This window comes from Leifsonia sp. 115AMFTsu3.1 (assembly GCF_004362795.1).
In the GTDB taxonomy this organism is placed as follows: Bacteria; Actinomycetota; Actinomycetes; order Actinomycetales; family Microbacteriaceae; genus Leifsonia.
The window spans coordinates 1,406,428-1,425,815 of the sequence record NZ_SNYB01000002.1; the positions used below are offsets into that span (position 1 = coordinate 1,406,428).

Genomic DNA, 19,388 nt, shown 5'->3' on the forward strand with positions numbered 1-19,388 from the left:
CGCTGCTGTCGGTGGTCGCCGGTAGTCTCGCAGAGCGGGTGGCGCCACAGCCGCCCCGAAGCGAAGGGAGGTCGCCGTGTTCCTGCTCGACGGGATCATCGTCACGAGCGCCAGCGACCTCACTGAGGCGTCCAAGTGCGAGTTCGCTTTCCTGCGCACGCTCGATGTGAAGCTGGGGCGGCTCGAGAAGACCGAAGAGGTCGAAGACCCGATGTACGTGCGCTCCTCGCGCATGGGCGACGAGCACGAGCACCGCATCCTGGAGCGCTACCGCGAGCGGTTCGGGAGCGGCGTGGCCGAGATCGAGCGGCCGGAGCAGCTGACGGCGGAGTCGCTGGCCGACGCGGTCCGTCGCACGTCCGAGGCGTTCGAGCGCGGAGCGCAGGTCGTCTTCCAGGCGACGTTCTTCGACGGTTCGTTCGTCGGGTTCGCCGACTTCGTCGTACGGCTGCCCGACGGCCGCTATCGGGTGCAGGATTCCAAGCTGGCCCGCAGCGCCCGCGTCACAGCGCTGCTGCAGCTCGCCGCCTACGCGGAGCAGCTGCGGCGGATGGGTGTGGATGTCGACGACACGGTCGAGCTGCTGCTCGGCGACGGCTCGGTGAGCGAGCACTCGCTGAACGACATCGAGCCGGTGTACCGCAAGCGGCGCGCGCGGCTTCTGACCATCGTCGCGGAGCACGTGGCCGACACCGGGCCGGTCGCCTGGGGCGACCCGCGCTTCACGGTCGACGGGCGGTGCGACACCTGCGACGCGGAGGTGCAGGCGTCGCGCGACGTGCTGCTGGTGGCGGGGATGCGCGTGACCCAGCGGGAGCACCTCCTCGCGGCGGGCATCCCCACCATCGACGCGCTCGCCGCCTCGACCGGCCCGATCGACGACATCCCCGAAGGCACGCTCGACGGGCTGCGCGAACAGGCGCGGCTGCAGCTGCAGGCCGTGCCGGACGCTCCGCCGCCGGTGCGGGTGTTCAACGCGCCGGTTCTCGCGGTGCTGCCGCATCCCGATCCCGGCGACATCTTCTTCGACTTCGAGGGCGATCCGCTGTACACCGAGGGAGCCGGTGAGCGCTGGAACCTCGACTACCTGTTCGGGCTGGTCGACCAGGACGAGCGCTTCACCGCGTTCTGGGCGCACGACTTCGCGGCCGAGCGCGTGGCGCTGGAGGCGTTCCTGGCGTTCGTCCGCGACCGCCGTGCCCAGTTCCCGGGCATGCACATCTACCACTACGCGGCGTACGAGCAGACGCACCTACTCGCCCTCGCCGCCCGCCACGGCGTCGGCGAAGAGGAGGTCGACGGCCTGCTGCGCGACAACGTGATGGTCGACCTGTATCCGCTGGTGCGGAAGGCCGTCCGGGTCGGGTCGCGCTCGTACTCGATCAAGAAGCTCGAGCCGCTCTACATGGGCGACGAGCTCCGCGAGAGCGACGTGACCACCGGCGCCGACTCGATCACCGAGTACGCCAACGCACGCGACCTGATCGCGCTCGGCCGCCTGGACGAGGCGCAGCCGCTGCTCGACGACATCGGCGACTACAACCGGTACGACTGCGTCTCCACGCTGCGCCTGCGCGACTGGCTGATCGCCCGCGCGACGGAGAACGGCATCCCGATCGGCGCGGCGCCGATGGAGGAGACGGAGGCCGCACCCGAGGCGTCGCCCCTGCGCGCCGGACTGCTGGCGTTCGCCGGCGATCCGCTCGACCCGCATCGCGACGCCGACCGCCGGGCGATGGCGCTCGCCGCCGCGGCGATCGACTTCCACCGGCGGGAGCAGAAGAGCTTCTGGCAGTCGCACTTCGCGCGGTTGATCCAGCCGATCGAAGAGTGGGGCGAGACGCGCGATGTGCTCGTCGTCGAGAGCGCGACGGTGTTGCGCGACTGGTATCTCGACGAGGGCCAGCGCGTCGAGCGGCGCGAGCTGCTGCTCACGGGCGCCTGGGGTGCGGGCAGTTCCATCCGCGTGAGCGAGCGCACCGGACCGTACCTGCTCTACGAGTACCCCGGACCCTTCCGTCAGCCGCGTGCGCAGCCCGGTGCGCGCGCCGCCCGCACGGTTGCGGTGATCGACGCGCTCGAAGACGGCTCCATCGTCGTCCGCGAGACGCTGCCGCCCGAGGTCGCCCCCTACCGCGATCTGCCGAGCGCCCTCACTCCGGCGGCTCCACCGGATTCGCGGCGGCTCGGGGAGGCGATCCGCGAGTGGGGGACCGCGCTGCTGATCGCCCGGCATCACGAAACGTGGCCAGTGGATGCGACGATCGACCTGCTGCGGCGCACGCCGCCTCGAACCCGGTCTGGTGCCCTGGTGCCTGACCCGACGAGCAGTGGAGAGGACGGGGCGAGCGACGGCACGGGACGGATCGACGCGGTCGTCGCGAGCCTGCTCGATCTGGACCGGTCGTATCTCGCGGTCCAGGGGCCTCCCGGTACGGGGAAGTCGTATCTGGGCGCGCACGTCATCGCGCGGCTGGTGGCCGAGCAGGGCTGGAAGGTCGGCGTCGTCGCGCAATCGCACGCGGTCGTCGAGAACCTGCTCGACCGGGTGGTAGCCGCGGGCCTCGATCCCGAACAGGTCGGCAAGGTGCCGAGCGGCGGCGCGAAGCCGGATCAGGCGGAGGCCGTGGATGACGCGGCGGGGGAGTCGGCCGTCCGCTTCACGCCGCTGTCCGCCAACGGGCATCTGGAGTTCGCGGGCATCAATGAGGAGCGCGGGTTCGTGCTGGGCGGCACCGCGTGGGACTTCGCGAACGCCGGCCGTGTGCCGCGGGGCAGCTTGGATCTACTGGTGGTGGACGAGGCCGGCCAGTTCTCGCTCGCATCCACCATCGCCGTGGGTGTCGCGGCGAAGAACCTCCTCCTGCTCGGCGACCCGCAGCAGCTGCCGCAGGTGAGCCAGGGGCGGCATCCGGAGCCGGTCGACGGCTCCGCGCTGGGCTGGGTGAGCGATGGCCACGACGTTCTGCCGCCCGAGTACGGGTACTTCCTCGCGGAGACGCGTCGCATGCATCCCGCGCTCGCAGCCGCGGTGTCGAGGCTCTCGTACGAGGGCAAACTGCGCGCACATGAGGGCGCGTCGGAACGCGAGCTCGGCGGGGTAATGCCCGGGGTGCATCCCGTGCCGGTGCTGCACGTCGGCAACTCGACCGCGTCGCCCGAGGAGGCCGAGACCGTCGTCGCCCTCGTCGACGACCTGCTCGGCCGGTCGTGGAGCGACCCGGCCGCCGGGCGCGACGATGTTCCCCTTGCGGAGGACGACATCATCGTCGTGACGCCGTACAACGCCCAGCTCGCCGAGGTGCGTGCCCTTCTCGATGCGGCGGGTCATCGCGGGGTGCGCGTGGGCACCGTCGACAAGTTCCAGGGTCAGGAGGCCGCGGTCGCGATCGTCAGCCTTGCCGCTTCGTCCGCGGTCGATGTGCCGCGCGGCGTATCGTTCCTGCTCATGAAGAACAGGCTCAACGTCGCCATCTCGCGGGCGAAGTGGGCGGCGTACCTCGTTCACTCGCCGGAGCTCACGGAGTTCCTGCCGACGACGCCGGCCGGGGTGGGGGAGCTCAGCGCGTTCATCCGGCTGGTCGAAGGAGCAGAGCGCGCGGCCGCGCTGCCGGTCGGCTGACGCGCACGCCCGCGACAGCGGACCTGCCGACGCGAGACGCGTCCTGTTACGCTCATCCCGTGTCACCGGAGGAGCTGCAGACGCTCGCGCACCTGCGCCGGGCCAGGGACCTCATCGACCGCGACTACGCGAAGCCGCTCGACGTCCCGACCATGGCCGCGCGCGCCTACATGTCGCCCGCACACTTCTCCCGCCAGTTCCGGGCCGCATACGGCGAGACGCCCTACAGCTACCTGATGACCCGGCGGATCGAGCGGGCGATGGCCCTGCTGCGCACCGGGATGTCGGTCACCGACGCGTGCATGGCGGTCGGCTGTACGTCGCTCGGGTCGTTCAGCTCGAAGTTCTCGGAGATCGTCGGAATGACACCGACCGACTACCGTGCCCGCGAGCACGAGGCGGTGCGAGCGATGCCGGACTGCATCGCCAAGCAGCGCACCCGGCCCGTCCGGGCGCGGGCCTGAACCCGTCCACAGGCCGCCCACGCGACCAGTTATCCACCTGAGCAGTTTTGGAGAAGCGCGGCCGTTCCGGCGTTCCTAGAGTCGACTCATGACCGTTTCACTCCAGTACTCGCAGATCACCGTCCTCGACCCGGAGGAGTCGCTCGCGTTCTACCGCGACGCCCTCGGCCTCGACGTCATCCAGGACGTCACCTCCGGCGACCACCGCTGGGTCACCCTCGGGGTGGCCGGCGACGACGGCGCGGCCGTCGTGCTCAGCGACCCGCACGCGGGCCGTTCCCAGGCCGACGGCGACGCGCTCGCGCAGCTCGTCGTCAAGGGTTCCCTCAGCCCGATCGTCTTCCGCACCGACGACCTCGACACCGCCTTCGAGCGGGTGCGCGCCTCCGGCGCCGAGGTGCTCCAGGAGCCGATCGACCAGCCGTGGGGTCCCCGCGACTGCGCCTTCCGCGACCCGTCCGGCAACATGGTGCGCATCCTCCAGTCGACGCCCGCGACGCAGAACGCCTGAGCCGGAGGCCGGCGTGCGCGGCCGTTCGCCGCGCATGCCGGTCGCCTGCGCCGGCCGCGCACAGGCCACCCGCGTCAGGCGCGCGCGACCGACACCGGAACGAACTCCCGGACCGGATGCGCGATCGTCGCGGCGCACGTGCTCAGCAGGGGCTCAGAGAGTCGCTCACCCACCTCCACGGTGAGGCGATCGCGACCGTGGGCGAGCTCCACCGTCCAGCCGTGGGGATGTGGATGCTCCGCCAGCGGCCGGAACGCACCGATGCGGTCGTCTCCGGTGTCGGCGCGGGCGAACGCCTCCGCCGCCTGGGCGATGGTGCTGCGGCTGGTGCGTCCGCGCAGCAGCTCCGGCACCACGCGGCCCTCCGCGTGACGCTCCACGATGCGCGACGCGTCCTCGGCGCCGACCCGACCGTAGAGGAGGCCCTCGGGAAACACGATCATCGTCGCGGCGAACCGGTCGCCGCCCAGATGGGAGCACTCCCACGTCAGCTCGGGATGCTCGGCGGCCAGGGCCTCCACCACGGGCCGTCCGCGCACCGCGCAGCACTGGTCGTGGCGGGCGTGCGCGCACACCGCGTAGATCGGCGCCTCGCTCGGCTCGCCGGAGCTCCCGGCGAGCGGGAGAGTCAGGAGTTCGGCCGGGTCTTCGACCTGCCCCCAGTTGATGCTCTCGCGGCCGGGACGCGAGTCCACCAGCGCCCAGCGCCACGAGGTCTGGTCGCGGCGGAGCGGCGCGCGCAGCCGCGTGCGCCGGATCGCCAGGGGACGGATGCCCGCCTCCTCGGCCCGCGCGACGATCCGGGCGCCGAGCGCAGGATCGAGCGCCGAGTCGAAGAACGCGTGGCGACCCCATCCGCTCTCGATCTCCACCAGCAGCCAGCGCTCACCGAAGCCGGCCGTCCCGGCCAGCGGGTCGTGCCGCTCCAGGGCGCGATCGCTGCAGGGCAGCCACCCGGGGGTGCCCTGCCCGGCGGATGCCCGCGCCGGTCCGGCGAGATCCGGCGGAAGGCCGGTCACGTCGCCGTCGCGGTCCCGAAGTCGGCGGTCGCGCTCCGCTCGCCGTCGCTCGAGACGCCCGCTTCGTCGGCGGGGTCCACGTCCGGGAAGGCGGCGTCAGCCGGGTCGGACACCGGAATGACGATCCCCTCACGCAGCAGCCTCCGCGCCACGACGACCGCCGAGCGCTCGTCGAGCGGCAGTTCGCCCACGGCGACCGGTGACCCGTCCAGCAGACGCTCGATCGCTGCTCGCGCGGCGATGGGCAGCGCGACCGTCTTGGTCGGGAGCCGCACGGTGACCGTCTCCACCTCCACCGTGACGTCGACGCCGAGACCGGGCCGTGCGGCGACCACACTGTCGACCGACAGCTCGTCGGCGACCGCGATCGTCGCCAGCGGCCGGACGGCCGCGGGCGGGGTGTCCGACCGCTGGCGGCGCCGCAGACGGTCCGTCACTGCAGCGGCAACCGCGGACCGGGCGGACGGGTCGCTGAGTGCCTCGATCAGCGCATCCACCGTCTCCTCGACGATGGGTGCGATCGCCGCGGGGTCGGACGGGTCGAAGCCGAGCGGAAGCGAGCTGCGCAGCGCGGCGGCGTCCGCCGCTCGGGCCACAGCCTCGCGCACCACGTCGTGTCGGGTGTACGCGGCGACGCCGATGGTCAGGTGCACCGAGACGCCACCGAGCGCCTCGGCCGAGTGGATCCACCCGCGCGGGAGGTAGAGAACGTCGCCGGGGTGGAACGTCTCGTCGATCGCCGGTGCCTCCTGGGCGCGGGCGGCGACGGCGTCGCGGTGGTCGCTCCAGGGCTGGTCGCGCAGCGGGTCCACATGCACCGGCTCGTGGATGCGCCAGTGCTTCTCCCCGGCGATCTGCAGCACGAACACGTCGTGCACGTCGTAATGCGGATCGAAGCCGCGGGAGGACGCGGGGGTGATGTACGCGTTCACCTGGGCGGGATGCCCGAGCTCGGTGGCGAGCTGTCGCGCGAACTCCTGGATGGGCGGCCAGGTGCGGTGCAGCCCCTGGAGCACGAGGGTCGCGCCGTTCGCGAACTCGGCCAGCACCTTCGCGGAGTCGAGCTGGTCGCCCACCTCCGCACCGAAGCCGCCGGGGCCGGTGAACCGCGACGGCGGGAGGACGGAGCCCTCCTTGGCCATGCGGACGAACGGCGTGCGGATCGCCCGGGACGAGACCAGCTCATCCACGGCGTCGACGCTGAAGAGGTCGGAGAAGTCCTCCGGGAGCGCGGCCGCGCGGGTGAACAGCGGCTTCCGGCCCCAGTGATCGGTCGCGAACTCCTCCCGGCCGATCGGCACGCAACGCGAAAGCGCGGGCCGGTCGCCCGGCCCGCGCTCGTGGGTCGTCATCAAGCGGACCCGTCGGCTCCGCCGTCGTGGCCGCCGGGGTTCGCTCCGCCGTCGGCCGGGCCTTCGCCTGCGGCCGAGCCGTCGGCTCCGCCGTCGTGGCCGCCCGGGTTCGCTCCGCCGTCGGCCGGGCCTTCGCCTGCGGCCGAGCCGTCGGCTCCGCCGTCGTGGCCGCCCGGGTTCGCTCCGCCGTCCGCGGGGCCTTCGCCGCCGCCGACCGCGTCGGTGCTGATGTCGTCGTCGTTGATGTCGCTCATTCCGTCTCCACTCCGTCTGCGGGAACGCTGACTCCACTCACCCTACGCGTGGCCCACCGCGACCGTAAGGGTCGCCGGATGAACGGGCGGCGTCACATTTCGCAAGACGTTTTGACCACTGTCGTCGGCTCGGGAGAGGCTCGGAGGTGCCGCCACAGCGTTCGCCGGCACATCCCCCCTTCACGAGAGAGAGGCACCGCCATGTCCGACGCCACCCCGCCCACCCCCGCGCTCCCGGAGAAGCCGAAGCGCTCCCGCACCGGCCTCTTCGTCGGCATCGGCATCGCCGTCGTTGCGGTGATCGTGGCCGTCGTCCTCGTCGTCGTGAACCTCACGGGATCGGGCGCCGCCACCGCCAAAAGCGTCACGGTGAAGATCGGCACAACGGAGGCGTCCTCGCCGTATTGGGCCGTGCTGAAGAAGGAGGCGGCGAAGGAGGGCATCGACATCCAGACCGTCAACTTCCGCGACTACACGCAGGCGAACCCGGCGCTCGCCGACGGTCAGCTCGATCTGAACCTGTTCCAGCACCTGCAGTTCCTCGCCAACTACGACGTGCAGGCGAAGCAGAACCTGGTGCCGATCGGCGCGACCCTCGTCGTCCCGCTGCCGTTGTACTCGACCAAGCACAAGAGCCTTGACGACATTCCCCAGGGCGGCACGATCGCCATCCCGAACGACCCGACCAACCAGGCCCGCGCCCTGCTGGTGCTCCAGAAGGCCGGCCTGCTGAAGCTGAAGAACGGCGGCAGCACCCTGGCCACCCCGGCCGACATCGACGCGGCCGCCTCCAAAGTCACCGTCATCCCGGTGGACGCCGCCCAGACGGCCCCGGCGCTCAGCTCGGCCGACGGCGCAATCATCAACAACAACTACGCCCTGACCGCGGGCATCGACCCGAAGTCGGCGCTGTTCCAGGACGACCCGAAGTCGGAGACCGCCGAGCCCTACATCAACGCCTTCGTCGCCCGCGAGAAGGACAAGGACAACCCGACCTACCTGAAGATCGCGAAGCTGTACCACACCAAGGCGGTGACGGATGCGGTGCTCGCCGAGTCGAAGAACACGGCGGTCATCGTCAACCGTCCCGGGTCCGACCTGATCGGCATCCTCGACGACCTGAAGAAGACCATCGAGGCGGCGCAGTAGTGCCCGACACGGCCACCGCGGGTCCCATCATCGAGTTCCGCGGCGTCACCAAGAGCTTCGGCTCGGGCGACGCCGCGGTTCCCGCCGTCGACCGGCTCGACCTCACGATCGGCCGCGGCGAGATCTTCGGGATCATCGGCTACTCCGGCGCGGGCAAGAGCACCCTCGTCCGGCTGATCAACGCGCTCGAGCATCCCACCGCGGGGGCCGTGATCGTCGACGGACGCGACCTGACGACGATGCGGGAACGCGACCTGCGACAGGTCCGCGCCGGCATCGGCATGATCTTCCAGCAGTTCAACCTGTTCCGCTCGCGCACCGTCTTCGGCAATGTCGCCTACCCGCTCAAGGTGGCGGGGTGGCCGGCCGACAAGCGCAAGCAGCGGGTCGCCGAGCTGCTCGCCTTCGTCGGCCTCACCGACAAGGCGTGGAGCTACCCCGACCAGCTCTCCGGCGGCCAGAAGCAGCGCGTCGGCATCGCCCGCGCGCTCGCGACGAACCCCGACATCCTGCTCGCCGACGAGGCCACCAGCGCGCTCGACCCCGAGACCACGTCCGATGTGCTCGCCCTGCTGAAGCGGGTCAACCGCGAACTCGGCGTCACCATCGTCGTGATCACGCACGAGATGGAGGTCGTGCGCTCGATCGCTGACCGCGTCGCGGTGCTCGACGCCGGCCGGGTGATCGAGCAGGGCACGGTGTTCGAGGTCTTCTCCGATCCGCAGACGCCGACGGCCCGGCGGTTCGTGGGGACGGTGCTGCGCAACCAGCCCGGCGAGGCGGACATCGAGCGCCTCCGCGGCAAGCACTCCGGGCGGATCGTCTCGGCGCGCATCCACGACGACGGCCGCCTCGGATCGGTGCTGTCGGACGCGGTAGGCCGCCACAACGTGCGCTTCGAGATCGTCTACGGCGGCATCTCCGCGCTGCAGGGCCGATCGTTCGGCAGCCTCACGCTGGAGCTCCTCGGCGAGCCGGGCGACGTGGATGCGCTGATCGCCGAGCTCCGCACGGTGACCGAGGTCGAGGAGGTGGCCGCATGACCGACTGGTCGACCCTGTGGCCGGTGTACCTGGAGTCCATCGGCCAGACGCTGTGGATGGTCGTCGCCACCCTGGTGCTCGGCGGCATCCTCGGACTCGCGCTCGGCGTCCTGCTCTACACGACGCGGCGCGGCGGACTGCTCGAGAACCGCGCCCTCTTCACCGTGCTGAACGTCGTCGTCAACTTCATCCGGCCGATCCCGTTCATCATCTTCATGACCGCGATCGCGCCGCTGACGCAGCTGGTGCTCGGCACGTTCCTGGGCACCCCCGCGGCGATCTTCCCGATGACGATCGCGGCGACCTTCGGCATCTCGCGGATCGTGGAGCAGAACCTCGTCACCATCGAGCCGGGCGTCATCGAGGCGGCGCGGGCGATGGGGTCGAGCCCGTGGCGGATCATCACGACGCTGCTCATCCCCGAGGCGCTCGGTCCGCTCATCCTCGGCTACACGTTCATCTTCGTCGCGATCGTCGACCTGTCCGCCATCGCCGGCAGCATCGGCGGCGGAGGCTTGGGCGACTTCGCGATCTCGTACGGGTACCAGCGCTACAACTGGGCGGTGACGTGGATCGCGGTCATCACGATCGTCGTGCTGGTGCAGGCGGCGCAGTTCCTCGGCAACTGGCTGGCGCGCAAGGCGCTGCGGCGCTGACCGCCGATCCGTGGGTCGCAACACGCCGTTGAGGCGTCGGCGTAACGGCGTGTTGCGACCCAGGGATGCGGCACACGGGCGCCGCGCATGTCACGGGCCGACGTACCGGCCGACCGGCCGCAGCCGCAACGGACGCTGCGCGTACTCGTCGAGGGCGTGCACGATCCAGCCGACCGTGCGGGCCGTGGCGAACACGACCTCGCCGGCGTCGTCGCGCATCCCCGTCGCGAGGGTGAGGGCGCCGAGGGCGAGGTCGACGTTGGGATGGGCACCGGTGCGCTCGCGGACCACGTCGCCGACGGCCTCCACTGCGGCGGTGACGGCAGCATGGCGCGGCTCGTCGGCCAGCATCCCGAGCAGGATGCGCGCCCGCGGATCGCCCGCCGGGTAGAGGGGCTGGCCGAATCCCGGAACGGGTCCGTGCGTTGCGACCACGGCGTCGGCGACCGCGCGGGCCGGGTCCTCACCGGCGACGACGCGTGCCAGAAGCTGGTGCGCCGCCCGGCTGGTGTTGCCGTGCAGCGGCGAGTCGAGCGCGCCGAGTCCCGCGACGACGACGCCGTACGGGGTGGCGCGGGCCGACGCCGCGGCGCGGGCGGCAAGGGTGGAGACGGCGATGTCGTGGTCGAGCAGCAGAACGAGGGCAGCGTTGAACAGCCGGATGTCGTGGGCCGACGGCGCCGCGGGGGAGAGCCGTGCGAACAGGCGGGAGGCGAGGTCGGGCTGGCCATTCAGGTTCGACGGCGCGTCGGTCGGCCCCTGGTCGATGCTCCGCCTCGGCGCGAGCACCTCCACCATCCCGGCGACCAGGCGCTCGGCGGCGGATGCCACGGCGGCCGGGTCGAGGGAGGCACGCAGCGGGTCGGAAGCCGCGAAGGCGCTCACCGCGACCAGCTGGCGGTCGCGGTCGCCGGCCGCAGCGGGGAGGGCGCGGGCCACGGCCCGCGCAGCGTCGACGCCGGTTCCGGGAGCGAATCGCGCCGCCGCATCCCATTCACCGGTGAGCGCCCAGCGCGCGACGGTCTCGAACGGCTCGGCGGCGAGCTCGTCGACGGGACGGCCGCGATAGCGCAGCTCACCATCTTCGATGAGGGCGAAGGCGGTCTCGATCACCATCAACGGGCGACCCTCGGAGTGGCCGCCGTCGGCGGAGGGGCGGCGGCGCCTGCTCGCCGCGAAGCGCTCGACCTCCAGAGGGTCGAAGGTCGAGCCCTCCGCGGTGCGTTCGCGTCCGAGCCGACCGCGCGCGACGTACGCGTACAGGGTCTCGAGCTTCACGCCGAGCCGCTCGGCGGTCTGGTCGGCGGTGAGGCGGGGGAGCGCATCCATATTGATCCGATCAACGTTGACGATGTGTTGCATCCACGTTCACACTACCGATATGGACAGGATGGACGACACCCTCATCGACGTTCCCCGCGGCCTCACCAACGTGGTCGCGGCGCGGACGGAGCTCGGCGATGTGCGCGGTCACGAAGGCTTCTACCACTACCGGCAGTACTCGGCCGTCGACCTGGCGCGCGAGCGGACGTTCGAGGAGGCGTGGCACCTGCTGCTCTTCGGGTCGCTGCCGACCCCGGCGGAGCTGGAGGCGTTCCGCGCGCGCATCGTGGCCGCCCGGTCGGTCCCGTCCGAGGTGCGCGACCTGCTCCCGGCGATCGCCCGGTTGACAGCGGGCGGGGACGCGCTGGCCGGTCTGCGCATGGCTCTCACTGCGGTTGCCGCGGCCGACGGGGCGCGTCCGCTGTACGACGAGAGCCCGGAGGCGCGGGTGGAGGACGCCATCCGCACCGCCGCGGTCACGCCCGTCCTCCTCGCCGCGCTCCACGCGCTCGCGGAAGGACGTGAGCCGCTCGAGCCCCGGGACGACCTGGGATACGTCGCCGGGTACCTCCAGCTGGTGACGGGTCGCGAACCGACGCCGCAGGAGGAGCGCGCGCTGAGCGCGTACATGACCGCGGCGATCGATCACGGGTTCAATGCCTCCACATTCACCGCCCGCGTGATCGCGTCGACCGGGGCGGATCTCGCGTCGGCGGTCGGCGGGGCGCTGGGCGCGCTGTCCGGGCCCCTGCACGGCGGCGCGCCGAGCCGCGCCTTGGACACGCTGGATGAGATCGGCACGCCGGACCGGACGGACGAGTGGGTGCGGCGCACGCTCTCGGAGGGTGGCCGCGTGATGGGCTTCGGACATGCGGTGTACCGCACGGAGGATCCGCGTTCGCGCATGCTGCGCGAGTTCGCCGAAGGTTTCGGCGGCCCGCGGGTCGAGTTCGCGGTGCAGGTCGAGCGACGGGTGCAGGAGCTCCTCGCGGAGCTGAAGCCGGGCCGGGAGCTGCACACGAACGTGGAGTTCTACGCGGGTGTCGTGATGGAGCTCTGCGGCATCCCCCGGTCGATGTTCACGCCGACGTTCGCCGCCGCGCGGGTGGTGGGGTGGACGGCGCACATCCTGGAGCAGGCGGCCGACGGGAAGATCCTGCGGCCGTCGTCGCGATACGTCGGTCCGGCGGCTCCCGAGCCCCTTCCGGCACGGGAGGCCGCCGTGCACTGAGCGGAGCGTGGGCGGCGTATCGTGCGGGGCAGACGATGCGAGGAGGATACGTGACCGCGAGCAGTGAGCTTCTGATCGATGCGTTCGACCGGATCGCGGGGGTGGTGCGCAGCACCGTCCGCGGACTGGACGCCGAGACCTTAGGAGGCCGGGTCGACCCGGACGCGAACTCGATCGCGTGGCTGGTCTGGCACCTGACGCGGGTGCAGGACGACCACGTCTCCGAGGTTGCCGGCCGTGCCCAGGCGTGGACGGAGGAGGGATGGGCGGAGCGCTTCGCCCTGCCGTTCGATGTCTCCGACACCGGGTACGGCCACAGCTCCGACGATGTCGCGCAGCTCGCCGACGTGAGCGCGACCGACCTGGTCGGGTATCACGAAGCGGTGCACGCACGCACCGAGGAGTTCGTCCGAACGCTCACCGACGACGATCTCGCCCGCGTCGTCGACCGGCAGTGGGATCCACCGGTCACGCTGGCGGTGCGGTTGGTCAGCGTGATCTCGGACGACCTGCAGCACGCCGGTCAGGCCGCGTACGTGAAGGGCGTGCTCCAGCGCCGTGGCTGACCGCACCGTCGGTGCGCGTCACGCCTTCGGCGAGTACACCTTCAGAGCTGCCGGCCGCATCCGGAGGGTGATCTTCCGCGGGTCGCCGGGCGTCTCGGTCGACGCCTCGCCGTCGTGCGCGTAGCCCGGGTCATCGCCCTGCGCCGCGATGGTGATCTCCTCGACGGTGCGCGCCTCGAGCGCGGGCGGCCCCTGCAGGAACGGCAGCCGGGCGACCAGGGCGTCGGTCCTGCCGCCGAAGGCGAGGGCGACCGCGCCGCGGGATCGTGGCTTCCCGCCGGCGAACAGGATGCGCACGTCGAGCAGGTGGTCGTCGAGCCGCCGCCGCTCGATCGGCGCGACCGCGACCGGGTAGTACCGGTCGACGCCGACGAACACCGACCAGACCGTTCGCGGTCGCCCGTCGATCTCGATCTGCAGGGGATCGCCGCGGCGGACGACCCGGATCGCCGCGATCAGCGCCGCGATCGGCTTGCCGAGCCGCTTCTCGTGCTTCTCGCGCTCTTCGACGAACGACGGGTAGATGCCGACCGAGGCCGTGTTCAGCACGGTGATCGTCTCGCCGGTGCCGAATGTCAGGTCTGCGACGTCGACGTGGCGGCCGGACCCGTCGGCCAGCGTCTGCAGCGTCGCGTCGACGGTGTCGAGCAGGGCGGCCTTCGCGAAGTGGTTGAACGTCCCTCCTGGGAACACCAGGAGCGGGAGGTCCGCCGCCCGAGCGCGTTGGGCGACCGCCGCGACCGTGCCGTCACCGCCGTAGACGCCGAGCACGCGCGGCGGCGTCTCCGCACCGAGCCGGCCCTCGATCACCTCGCCGATGTCGTCGCCGTCGGCCAGCTCGTGGATGTCGGCCTGCGGCAGCCGTTTCCGCAACAGCGGCCCCGGCTCCGGGCCGCCGAGCCCGCGACCGGAGCCCGGGTTCACCACGATGAACACGCCATCGCCGGTGTCGGTCGCCGGGAGGTCGATCACGCGGGCCGTCGGCGGGTCGCGGCGCGCGGCGGTCTTCACCGCCGGGGCGGCGAGCTTCAGCGCGACGGCGGCCCCCGCGCCGATCGCGGCGCCTCCGGCGACGTCGGACAGCCAGTGTGCTCCGGTGTGGAGGCGCGAGTATCCGACGCCCGCGGCCAGCGGCGCGAGCACCGCGCCGGCCGCGGGCCACTCCAGCGCCGCCCCGGTCGCGAAGGCGGCGGCGCTCGCCGTGTGGCCGGACGGGAACGACGGCGAGGTGGGGGAGCGCTCCAGCCAACGCGCGAGCGGTATGGACGTGAGGGCCGGCCGGTCGCCGCCGACCAGTCGCTTGCCGACCAGGTTGGCGACGAAGCTGGCGATGCCGAGCGAGGCGAGCCCCCGCACCGCCGCCCGCGGGCGGCCCAGGGCGACCAGGACGGCTGCTGCGGCGAACCACAGCTTGCCGTGGTTGGCCGCGAGCGTGAGGCCGCGCCAGAACCCGTCCGACACCGCGCCCGTCGTGCGCGCGTTGATGCGTGACGCGACCCTTGCATCCCACCTCTTGAGGCGGGCGGGGAGCGAGAGGCGACGGGGAACGCGGCGCGAGGTGCGCGATCGGGTGCGACGACGGGATGCTGCCATACCGCCAACGTACGCCGAGCCGGTCCGGCGAGGCGCGCATCCCCGCTGTCTGTGGAGAACGCCCGGGGTCGCGGAGCTGTGGACGACTGCGCACGACCCGCCCTGTGGACGGCCTCTGCGGGACGTCGCCGCGGGCGGTAGGATCGACGGCGTGAGCACGCACGTCATCTCCCAGCCCAACGAACAGCAGCGCGACGTCGTCGGCAGCGACGAGCACGGCACGCTCGTCCGCAGCCTCAGCACGACCCTTCCGACGGCCCTCGGCAATCTCCTCGCCACGATCGTCGTGCTCGCGTCGCTGGTCATCGGCGTGTGGAGCCTCGTGGCCACCTGGACCGGGAACGCGGAGGACTTCCTGCCCTTCTTCCAGGTGACGGTCGCGGCCACCGTCGTGTCGCTCAACGCGCTCTACGCCCGCCGCACGTTCAGCTACGTCATCACGCTCATCGGCGCGATCCTCTGGCTCTGGGTCTCCGTGACACCGTTCACCCCGTTCTTGCAGGTGCTGCTCCAGGCGATCACCGTGGTGATCATGCTCGCCGGCGTCGTCTTCTCGACCGCCGCGGTGCGCCTCAGCAAGCAGCCTCGCTTCTGAGCACGGACCGGCAGCGCGGCACGGACCCGCACCCGAGCTCCGACCGGATCGGCTCCGACCGGACCAGCACCGACCGAACCGGCCTCCCCGACCCGACCGCGCCCGCGGACCCTTCGGCACCACCGGCCGAGACCCTGTCGCGGCGTCGCCATTTCGTCGACCTCTCGCCGCTGCGCGAATCCCCGGCCTTCGCCCGGCTCTGGGCGGGCGGTGCGATCTCCGGCATCGGCTCGCAGATGACCATCGTCGCGGTCGGCCTGCACATCTACGACCTCACGCACTCGACGCTCGCGGTGTCCCTGGTAGCGCTGTTCGCCCTGGTCCCCATGATCGTCTTCGGTCTCTACGGCGGCGTCCTCGCCGACGCATTCGACCGGCGCACCGTCGCGCTGGTGACCGCGATCGTCGCGTGGTCCTCGACGGCCGCGCTCGCGCTCCTGGCCTGGATGCACATCCCGGTCGTCTGGCCGCTGTACGTCATCACGACGATCAACGCCGTGGCCGGAGTGATGATCGGGGCGACCCGCCAGGCGATCACGCCGCGACTGCTCCCGGTGAGCCTGCTCCCCGCGGCCAGCGCCCTGGGCGGCATCAGCATGGGCGTCATGGTGACCGTCGGCCCGGCGCTGGCGGGCCTGCTGGTCGCGACGGTCGGCATCCCGTGGACGTACACGGTGGATGCGGTGCTCTTCACGGCCGCGTTCCTGGGCATCTTCACCCTCCCGTCCATCGTGCCGGAGGGCGAGCGGAAGAGCGCGGGCCTCTCCTCGGTGCTGGAGGGTCTGCGGTTCCTCCGCACCGCGCCGAACCTCAGCATGACGTTCGTGCTCGACGTCATCGCGATGACGTTCGGTCAGCCGCGTGCGCTGTTCCCCGCGGTGGGTGCGCTGCTGATCGGCGGCGGACCGATCACGGTGGGCATCCTCACGGCAGCCGGGGCGGTCGGGACGCTGCTCTCGAGCGTCTTCTCCGGGCGGCTCGGCGGGGTCCGCTGGCAGGGCCGCGCGGTCGAACGGGCCATCATCGTCTACGGGGCCAGCATCCTCGGCTTCGGAATCGTGCTGGCGGTGGTCGCCTTCACTGGCACGGCGGGAGGCGGCGCGTCCCTCGTTGAGGCGAACCTCCCCGCCCTCATCGCGGCGACGGTGCTGCTCGCCGCGTCGGGAGCGGCCGACAACGTCAGCTCGATCTTCCGGATGACGATCCTGCAGGCCTCCGCGCCGGATGCGATGCGCGGCCGGCTCCAGGGCGTGTTCACCGTCGTCGTCACCGGCGGTCCGCGTCTCGGCGACCTGTACATCGGTGTGCTCGCCGTGACCGGTGCCCTCTGGTTCCCACCGCTCCTCGGCGGCCTGCTGATCGTCGTGCTGGTCGGCGTGATCGCCCGCATCCAGGGCTCGTTCCGCCGCTACGACGCGCTCGCGCCGACGCCCTGAATCCCTCGTCGAAGTGCACGTAGTGGTCGCTATTCGCGCGAAATAACCGCCACGACGTGCACTTCGACGAGGATCACGACTCGCGGACGACCTGGTCCGGCCGCTTGTCGGGCCGGAGCCCGCGCCAAGACGGCTGCCGCAGTCGCCCGGGCCCGGTCCATTCGGCGAACTCGACCTCGCCGACGAGTTCCGGCCGCACCCAGTGGGCGCCGCGTGCGTCGGCGGACGGCACGCCCTCCAGAGGCGGCGTCTTGCGCTCGTGCGCTCCGAGCTTGGCGGCCAGGTCATCCAGGACGCGGTCGGTGAATCCCGTCCCGACCTTACCGACGTAGCGCAGGGTGCCGCCGTCCGGGATGCCGAGCAGCAGCGCTCCGATGGTGTTCGCCCGGCGCCCGTTTCCGGGGGTCCACCCGCCGATGACGACCTCCTGCGTGAGGTGGTGCTTGATCTTGATCCACGAGCGCGAGCGCCGGCCGGTCGCGTAGGTGCTGTCGCGGCGCTTGGCCATGACGCCTTCGAGGCCGAGCTCCCGGCTGGATGCGATGGCGTGCTCGAGGTCGCCGTCGAACGCCGGCGGCACCTGCACCGGGTCGCCGCGGTCGGGCCGCAGCACCTCACCGAGGAGTTCACGGCGCTCGTCGTAGGTGTCGCGCGTGTGCTTCTTCCCGTCCACCTCCAGCACGTCGAACACCATGTAGTGCGCGGGCGCTCGTGTGAGGGCGGACTGCACGTCGCCGGGCCGGGTCAGTCCCATCCGCGTCTGCAGCAGTCCGAAATCGGGCCGGCCTTTCGGGTTCAGGGTGACGATCTCGCCGTCCAGGACGAGGTCGTGGTCGCCTGCGAGGTCCACGAGCCCGGAGAGGTCGGGATACGTGACGGTCACGTCGTTGCCGTTGCGGGTGGTGAGCCGCAGCCGGCCGCCGCGCACCTCCGCGATGGCCCGGATGCCGTCCCACTTCATCTCGAACGCCCACTCGTCCTCATCGGTCACGTCGGCCTGCGAGCCGAGCGTTGCGAGCATGGGGGAGACCGGGTCACCGGTGATCGCCGGACCCGGCTCGCGGGACGTCGCCGCGGAGGCGCGCTTCGATCCCCCCTTGGCCCGATCCTTCGCCTCCGAATGTCCGTCCTGCCCCTCCGTCTTCATGAGGTGGATGAGCCAGTTCTTCTCGTCGCCTCCTTGCGCCGTGCGGATGAGCGCGAACTTCCGCGGCTCCCCGCCGAGCCCGCCGTCCGGCTGGCCGTGCAGCGTGGCGATCACCTCGTCGTCGCGCCACTTCTCCAGCTCGTAGTCGCCGTGGTCCCAGATGTCGACGTGCCCGGCCCCGTACTCGCCGTGCGGGATGTCGCCCGCGAAGCTGCCGTATTCGAGCGGATGGTCCTCGGTGTGCACCGCGAGGTGGTTCTGCTTGGTGTCGGTCGGCGTGCCCTTCGGCAGCGCCCAGCTGACGAGAACGCCGTCGTTCTCGAGCCGGAGGTCCCAGTGGAGCCGCCGGGCGTGGTGCTCCTGGATGACGAACGAGCGTCCCTCCCGGGCAGCGGGCCGCTCTGCGGGAACCGGCTCGGGGGTCTTGGCCGCATCCCGCATCGAGCGGTAGGTGGACAGGCGATCCGGCTCCGACGCGTGGCCCCCGTGCCCGGCGGAGAGCTCCGCCAGCGGGTCCCCGCGCCGCTTCAGCCGCTGCATGACCTCGCGGTAGTCCAGGTGCTCCAGGTTCTTGGAGGCGAGCTCGCGCCAGGTGCGGGGCGCCGCGACCGTGGGATGGAAGCGGCCGCGCAGCGAGTACGGCGCGATCGTCGTCTTCGCGCCGTTGTTCTGGCTCCAGTCGACGAGCACCTTCCCGGCGCGCAGCGACTTCTTCATGTCGCTCACGACGAGGTCGGGATGGTCGGCTTCGAGCGCGCGCGCCAGCTCGTGGGCCACCGCACTGATCTGGTCGCTGGTCTGCGACCCGTCGAGGGCGGCATAGAGGTGGATGCCCTTGGAGCCGGAGGTGACCGGCATCGGGTCGAGCCCCATGTCGATGAGGATGGCACGGGCCAGCCGGGCGACCTCGGCGCAGTCGACGAGGGTGACGCCGTCGCCGGGGTCGAGGTCGAGCACCAGCCGGTCGGGGTTCTTCCGCTCGCCGCCGCGCCCCACCCGCCACTGCGGAACGTGGATCTCGAGCGAGGCGATCTGCGCCAGCCAGATGAGGGTCGCGCGGTCGTTGACCAGCGGGTAGGTGTTCGTGCTGGTCTTGTGGGTGATGGATGCCTGGCGCACCCAGTCCGGGGTGGAGGCCGGGTCGAGGTTCTTCTGGAAGAACACCTCCGCCGGGTCGTCGGGCGTCCCGACGCCGTGCACCCAGCGCTCGCGCGTCGCGATCCGGTCGCGCACGTGCGGGATCATCACGTCGGCGACGGCGTTGTAGTAGCCGAAGATGTCGGCCTTCGTCGTCCCGGTCTCCGGGTACATGACCTTGTCGAGGTTGGTCAGCTTGAGGCGGTGGCCGTCGATCTCGACGACCTCGGTGTCCTGCGCGGCCATGCCCTCACCGTACGCCCGGGCCGTGCGGTCGCGGATGCGTTCCG

Annotated in this window: 16 protein-coding genes; 10 read left to right on the top strand and 6 right to left on the bottom strand. The window is 71.7% G+C overall.

The window, feature by feature from the left end:
- Nucleotides 1-76: 76 nt before the first annotated feature.
- The 3 genes from AXZ95_RS17795 to AXZ95_RS17805 all read left to right on the top strand — a co-directional run bounded on the left by AXZ95_RS17795 (nucleotide 77) and on the right by AXZ95_RS17805 (nucleotide 4,597).
- Complete coding sequence (locus AXZ95_RS17795) at nucleotides 77-3,622, top strand: bifunctional RecB family nuclease/DEAD/DEAH box helicase (protein ID WP_018191434.1); 3,546 nt, start codon at nucleotides 77-79, stop codon at nucleotides 3,620-3,622.
- Nucleotides 3,623-3,681: 59 nt separating this feature from the next.
- Nucleotides 3,682-4,086, top strand: coding sequence for a helix-turn-helix transcriptional regulator (locus tag AXZ95_RS17800; protein ID WP_018191433.1), 405 nt, complete (start codon nucleotides 3,682-3,684; stop codon nucleotides 4,084-4,086).
- An 88-nt stretch (nucleotides 4,087-4,174) separates the two neighbouring features.
- Nucleotides 4,175-4,597 (top strand): VOC family protein, encoded by a 423-nt coding sequence (locus AXZ95_RS17805; RefSeq protein WP_018191432.1) that lies wholly within the window; start codon nucleotides 4,175-4,177, stop codon nucleotides 4,595-4,597.
- A 74-nt stretch (nucleotides 4,598-4,671) separates the two neighbouring features.
- On the opposite strand, the gene AXZ95_RS17810 is transcribed toward AXZ95_RS17805, so the two are convergent.
- The 3 genes from AXZ95_RS17810 to AXZ95_RS17820 are packed head-to-tail and all read right to left on the bottom strand — an operon-like array spanning nucleotide 4,672 to nucleotide 7,222.
- Complete coding sequence (locus AXZ95_RS17810) at nucleotides 4,672-5,616, bottom strand: sucrase ferredoxin (RefSeq protein WP_018191431.1); 945 nt, start codon at nucleotides 5,614-5,616, stop codon at nucleotides 4,672-4,674.
- Nucleotides 5,613-6,968: a cupin domain-containing protein gene (locus AXZ95_RS17815; RefSeq protein ID WP_018191430.1), complete on the bottom strand. Its 1,356-nt coding sequence runs from the start codon at nucleotides 6,966-6,968 to the stop codon at nucleotides 5,613-5,615. The genes AXZ95_RS17810 and AXZ95_RS17815 overlap by 4 nt, the downstream gene beginning before the upstream one ends.
- Entirely contained in the window at nucleotides 6,968-7,222 is a 255-nt protein-coding gene (locus AXZ95_RS17820) for a hypothetical protein (RefSeq protein WP_018191429.1), read from the bottom strand. The genes AXZ95_RS17815 and AXZ95_RS17820 overlap by 1 nt, the downstream gene beginning before the upstream one ends.
- 201 nt (nucleotides 7,223-7,423) lie before the next feature.
- Between AXZ95_RS17820 and AXZ95_RS17825 the strand changes: the two genes are divergently transcribed.
- The 3 genes from AXZ95_RS17825 to AXZ95_RS17835 are packed head-to-tail and all read left to right on the top strand — an operon-like array spanning nucleotide 7,424 to nucleotide 10,070.
- Nucleotides 7,424-8,371, top strand: a complete 948-nt coding sequence (locus AXZ95_RS17825) for a MetQ/NlpA family ABC transporter substrate-binding protein (protein ID WP_018191428.1) — start codon at nucleotides 7,424-7,426, stop codon at nucleotides 8,369-8,371.
- Entirely contained in the window at nucleotides 8,371-9,414 is a 1,044-nt protein-coding gene (locus AXZ95_RS17830; RefSeq protein ID WP_018191427.1) for a methionine ABC transporter ATP-binding protein, read from the top strand. Before AXZ95_RS17825 ends, AXZ95_RS17830 begins: the two co-directional genes overlap by 1 nt.
- Nucleotides 9,411-10,070: a methionine ABC transporter permease gene (locus tag AXZ95_RS17835; RefSeq protein WP_018191426.1), complete on the top strand. Its 660-nt coding sequence runs from the start codon at nucleotides 9,411-9,413 to the stop codon at nucleotides 10,068-10,070. Before AXZ95_RS17830 ends, AXZ95_RS17835 begins: the two co-directional genes overlap by 4 nt.
- A 90-nt stretch (nucleotides 10,071-10,160) precedes the next feature.
- Here the strand turns inward: AXZ95_RS17835 and AXZ95_RS17840 are convergent, their stop codons facing one another.
- Nucleotides 10,161-11,432, bottom strand: coding sequence for a citrate synthase (locus AXZ95_RS17840; RefSeq protein WP_231374446.1), 1,272 nt, complete (start codon nucleotides 11,430-11,432; stop codon nucleotides 10,161-10,163).
- Nucleotides 11,433-11,451: 19 nt separating this feature from the next.
- Between AXZ95_RS17840 and AXZ95_RS17845 the strand changes: the two genes are divergently transcribed.
- Nucleotides 11,452-12,624, top strand: coding sequence for a citrate synthase (locus AXZ95_RS17845; protein WP_026307214.1), 1,173 nt, complete (start codon nucleotides 11,452-11,454; stop codon nucleotides 12,622-12,624).
- A gap of 50 nt (nucleotides 12,625-12,674) precedes the next feature.
- Nucleotides 12,675-13,190 carry a DUF664 domain-containing protein gene (locus tag AXZ95_RS17850; protein ID WP_018191423.1) on the top strand — a complete coding sequence of 172 codons (516 nt, stop codon included), beginning with the start codon at nucleotides 12,675-12,677 and terminating at the stop codon, nucleotides 13,188-13,190.
- Nucleotides 13,191-13,208: 18 nt separating this feature from the next.
- On the opposite strand, the gene AXZ95_RS17855 is transcribed toward AXZ95_RS17850, so the two are convergent.
- Complete coding sequence (locus AXZ95_RS17855) at nucleotides 13,209-14,783, bottom strand: bifunctional phosphatase PAP2/diacylglycerol kinase family protein (protein ID WP_231374445.1); 1,575 nt, start codon at nucleotides 14,781-14,783, stop codon at nucleotides 13,209-13,211.
- A 151-nt stretch (nucleotides 14,784-14,934) separates the two neighbouring features.
- Here AXZ95_RS17855 and AXZ95_RS17860 point away from each other — a divergent pair, with 151 nt between their 5' ends.
- Both AXZ95_RS17860 and AXZ95_RS17865 read left to right on the top strand, forming a co-directional pair.
- The gene (locus AXZ95_RS17860) at nucleotides 14,935-15,378 is read left to right on the top strand and encodes a hypothetical protein (RefSeq protein ID WP_018191421.1); all 444 of its coding nucleotides are present in this window, start codon (nucleotides 14,935-14,937) and stop codon (nucleotides 15,376-15,378) included.
- Nucleotides 15,379-15,512: 134 nt separating this feature from the next.
- Nucleotides 15,513-16,814, top strand: a complete 1,302-nt coding sequence (locus tag AXZ95_RS17865; RefSeq protein WP_196802446.1) for an MFS transporter — start codon at nucleotides 15,513-15,515, stop codon at nucleotides 16,812-16,814.
- Nucleotides 16,815-16,887: 73 nt separating this feature from the next.
- Here the strand turns inward: AXZ95_RS17865 and AXZ95_RS17870 are convergent, their stop codons facing one another.
- A complete protein-coding gene (locus AXZ95_RS17870; protein ID WP_018191419.1) occupies nucleotides 16,888-19,344 on the bottom strand; it encodes an ATP-dependent DNA ligase in 2,457 nt (818 codons plus the stop codon).
- Between the last annotated feature and the right edge of the window lie 44 nt (nucleotides 19,345-19,388).

Coding starts and splice junctions, on each gene's coding strand:
- AXZ95_RS17805 (WP_018191432.1), top strand. CDS start 4,175: ATGACCGTTTCACTCCAGTACTCGCAGATCACCGTCCTCGACCCGGAG.
- AXZ95_RS17815 (WP_018191430.1), bottom strand. CDS start 6,968: ATGACGACCCACGAGCGCGGGCCGGGCGACCGGCCCGCGCTTTCGCGT.
- AXZ95_RS17820 (WP_018191429.1), bottom strand. CDS start 7,222: ATGAGCGACATCAACGACGACGACATCAGCACCGACGCGGTCGGCGGC.
- AXZ95_RS17825 (WP_018191428.1), top strand. CDS start 7,424: ATGTCCGACGCCACCCCGCCCACCCCCGCGCTCCCGGAGAAGCCGAAG.
- AXZ95_RS17835 (WP_018191426.1), top strand. CDS start 9,411: ATGACCGACTGGTCGACCCTGTGGCCGGTGTACCTGGAGTCCATCGGC.
- AXZ95_RS17840 (WP_231374446.1), bottom strand. CDS start 11,432: ATGCAACACATCGTCAACGTTGATCGGATCAATATGGATGCGCTCCCC.
- AXZ95_RS17845 (WP_026307214.1), top strand. CDS start 11,452: ATGGACAGGATGGACGACACCCTCATCGACGTTCCCCGCGGCCTCACC.
- AXZ95_RS17855 (WP_231374445.1), bottom strand. CDS start 14,783: ATGGCAGCATCCCGTCGTCGCACCCGATCGCGCACCTCGCGCCGCGTT.
- AXZ95_RS17870 (WP_018191419.1), bottom strand. CDS start 19,344: ATGGCCGCGCAGGACACCGAGGTCGTCGAGATCGACGGCCACCGCCTC.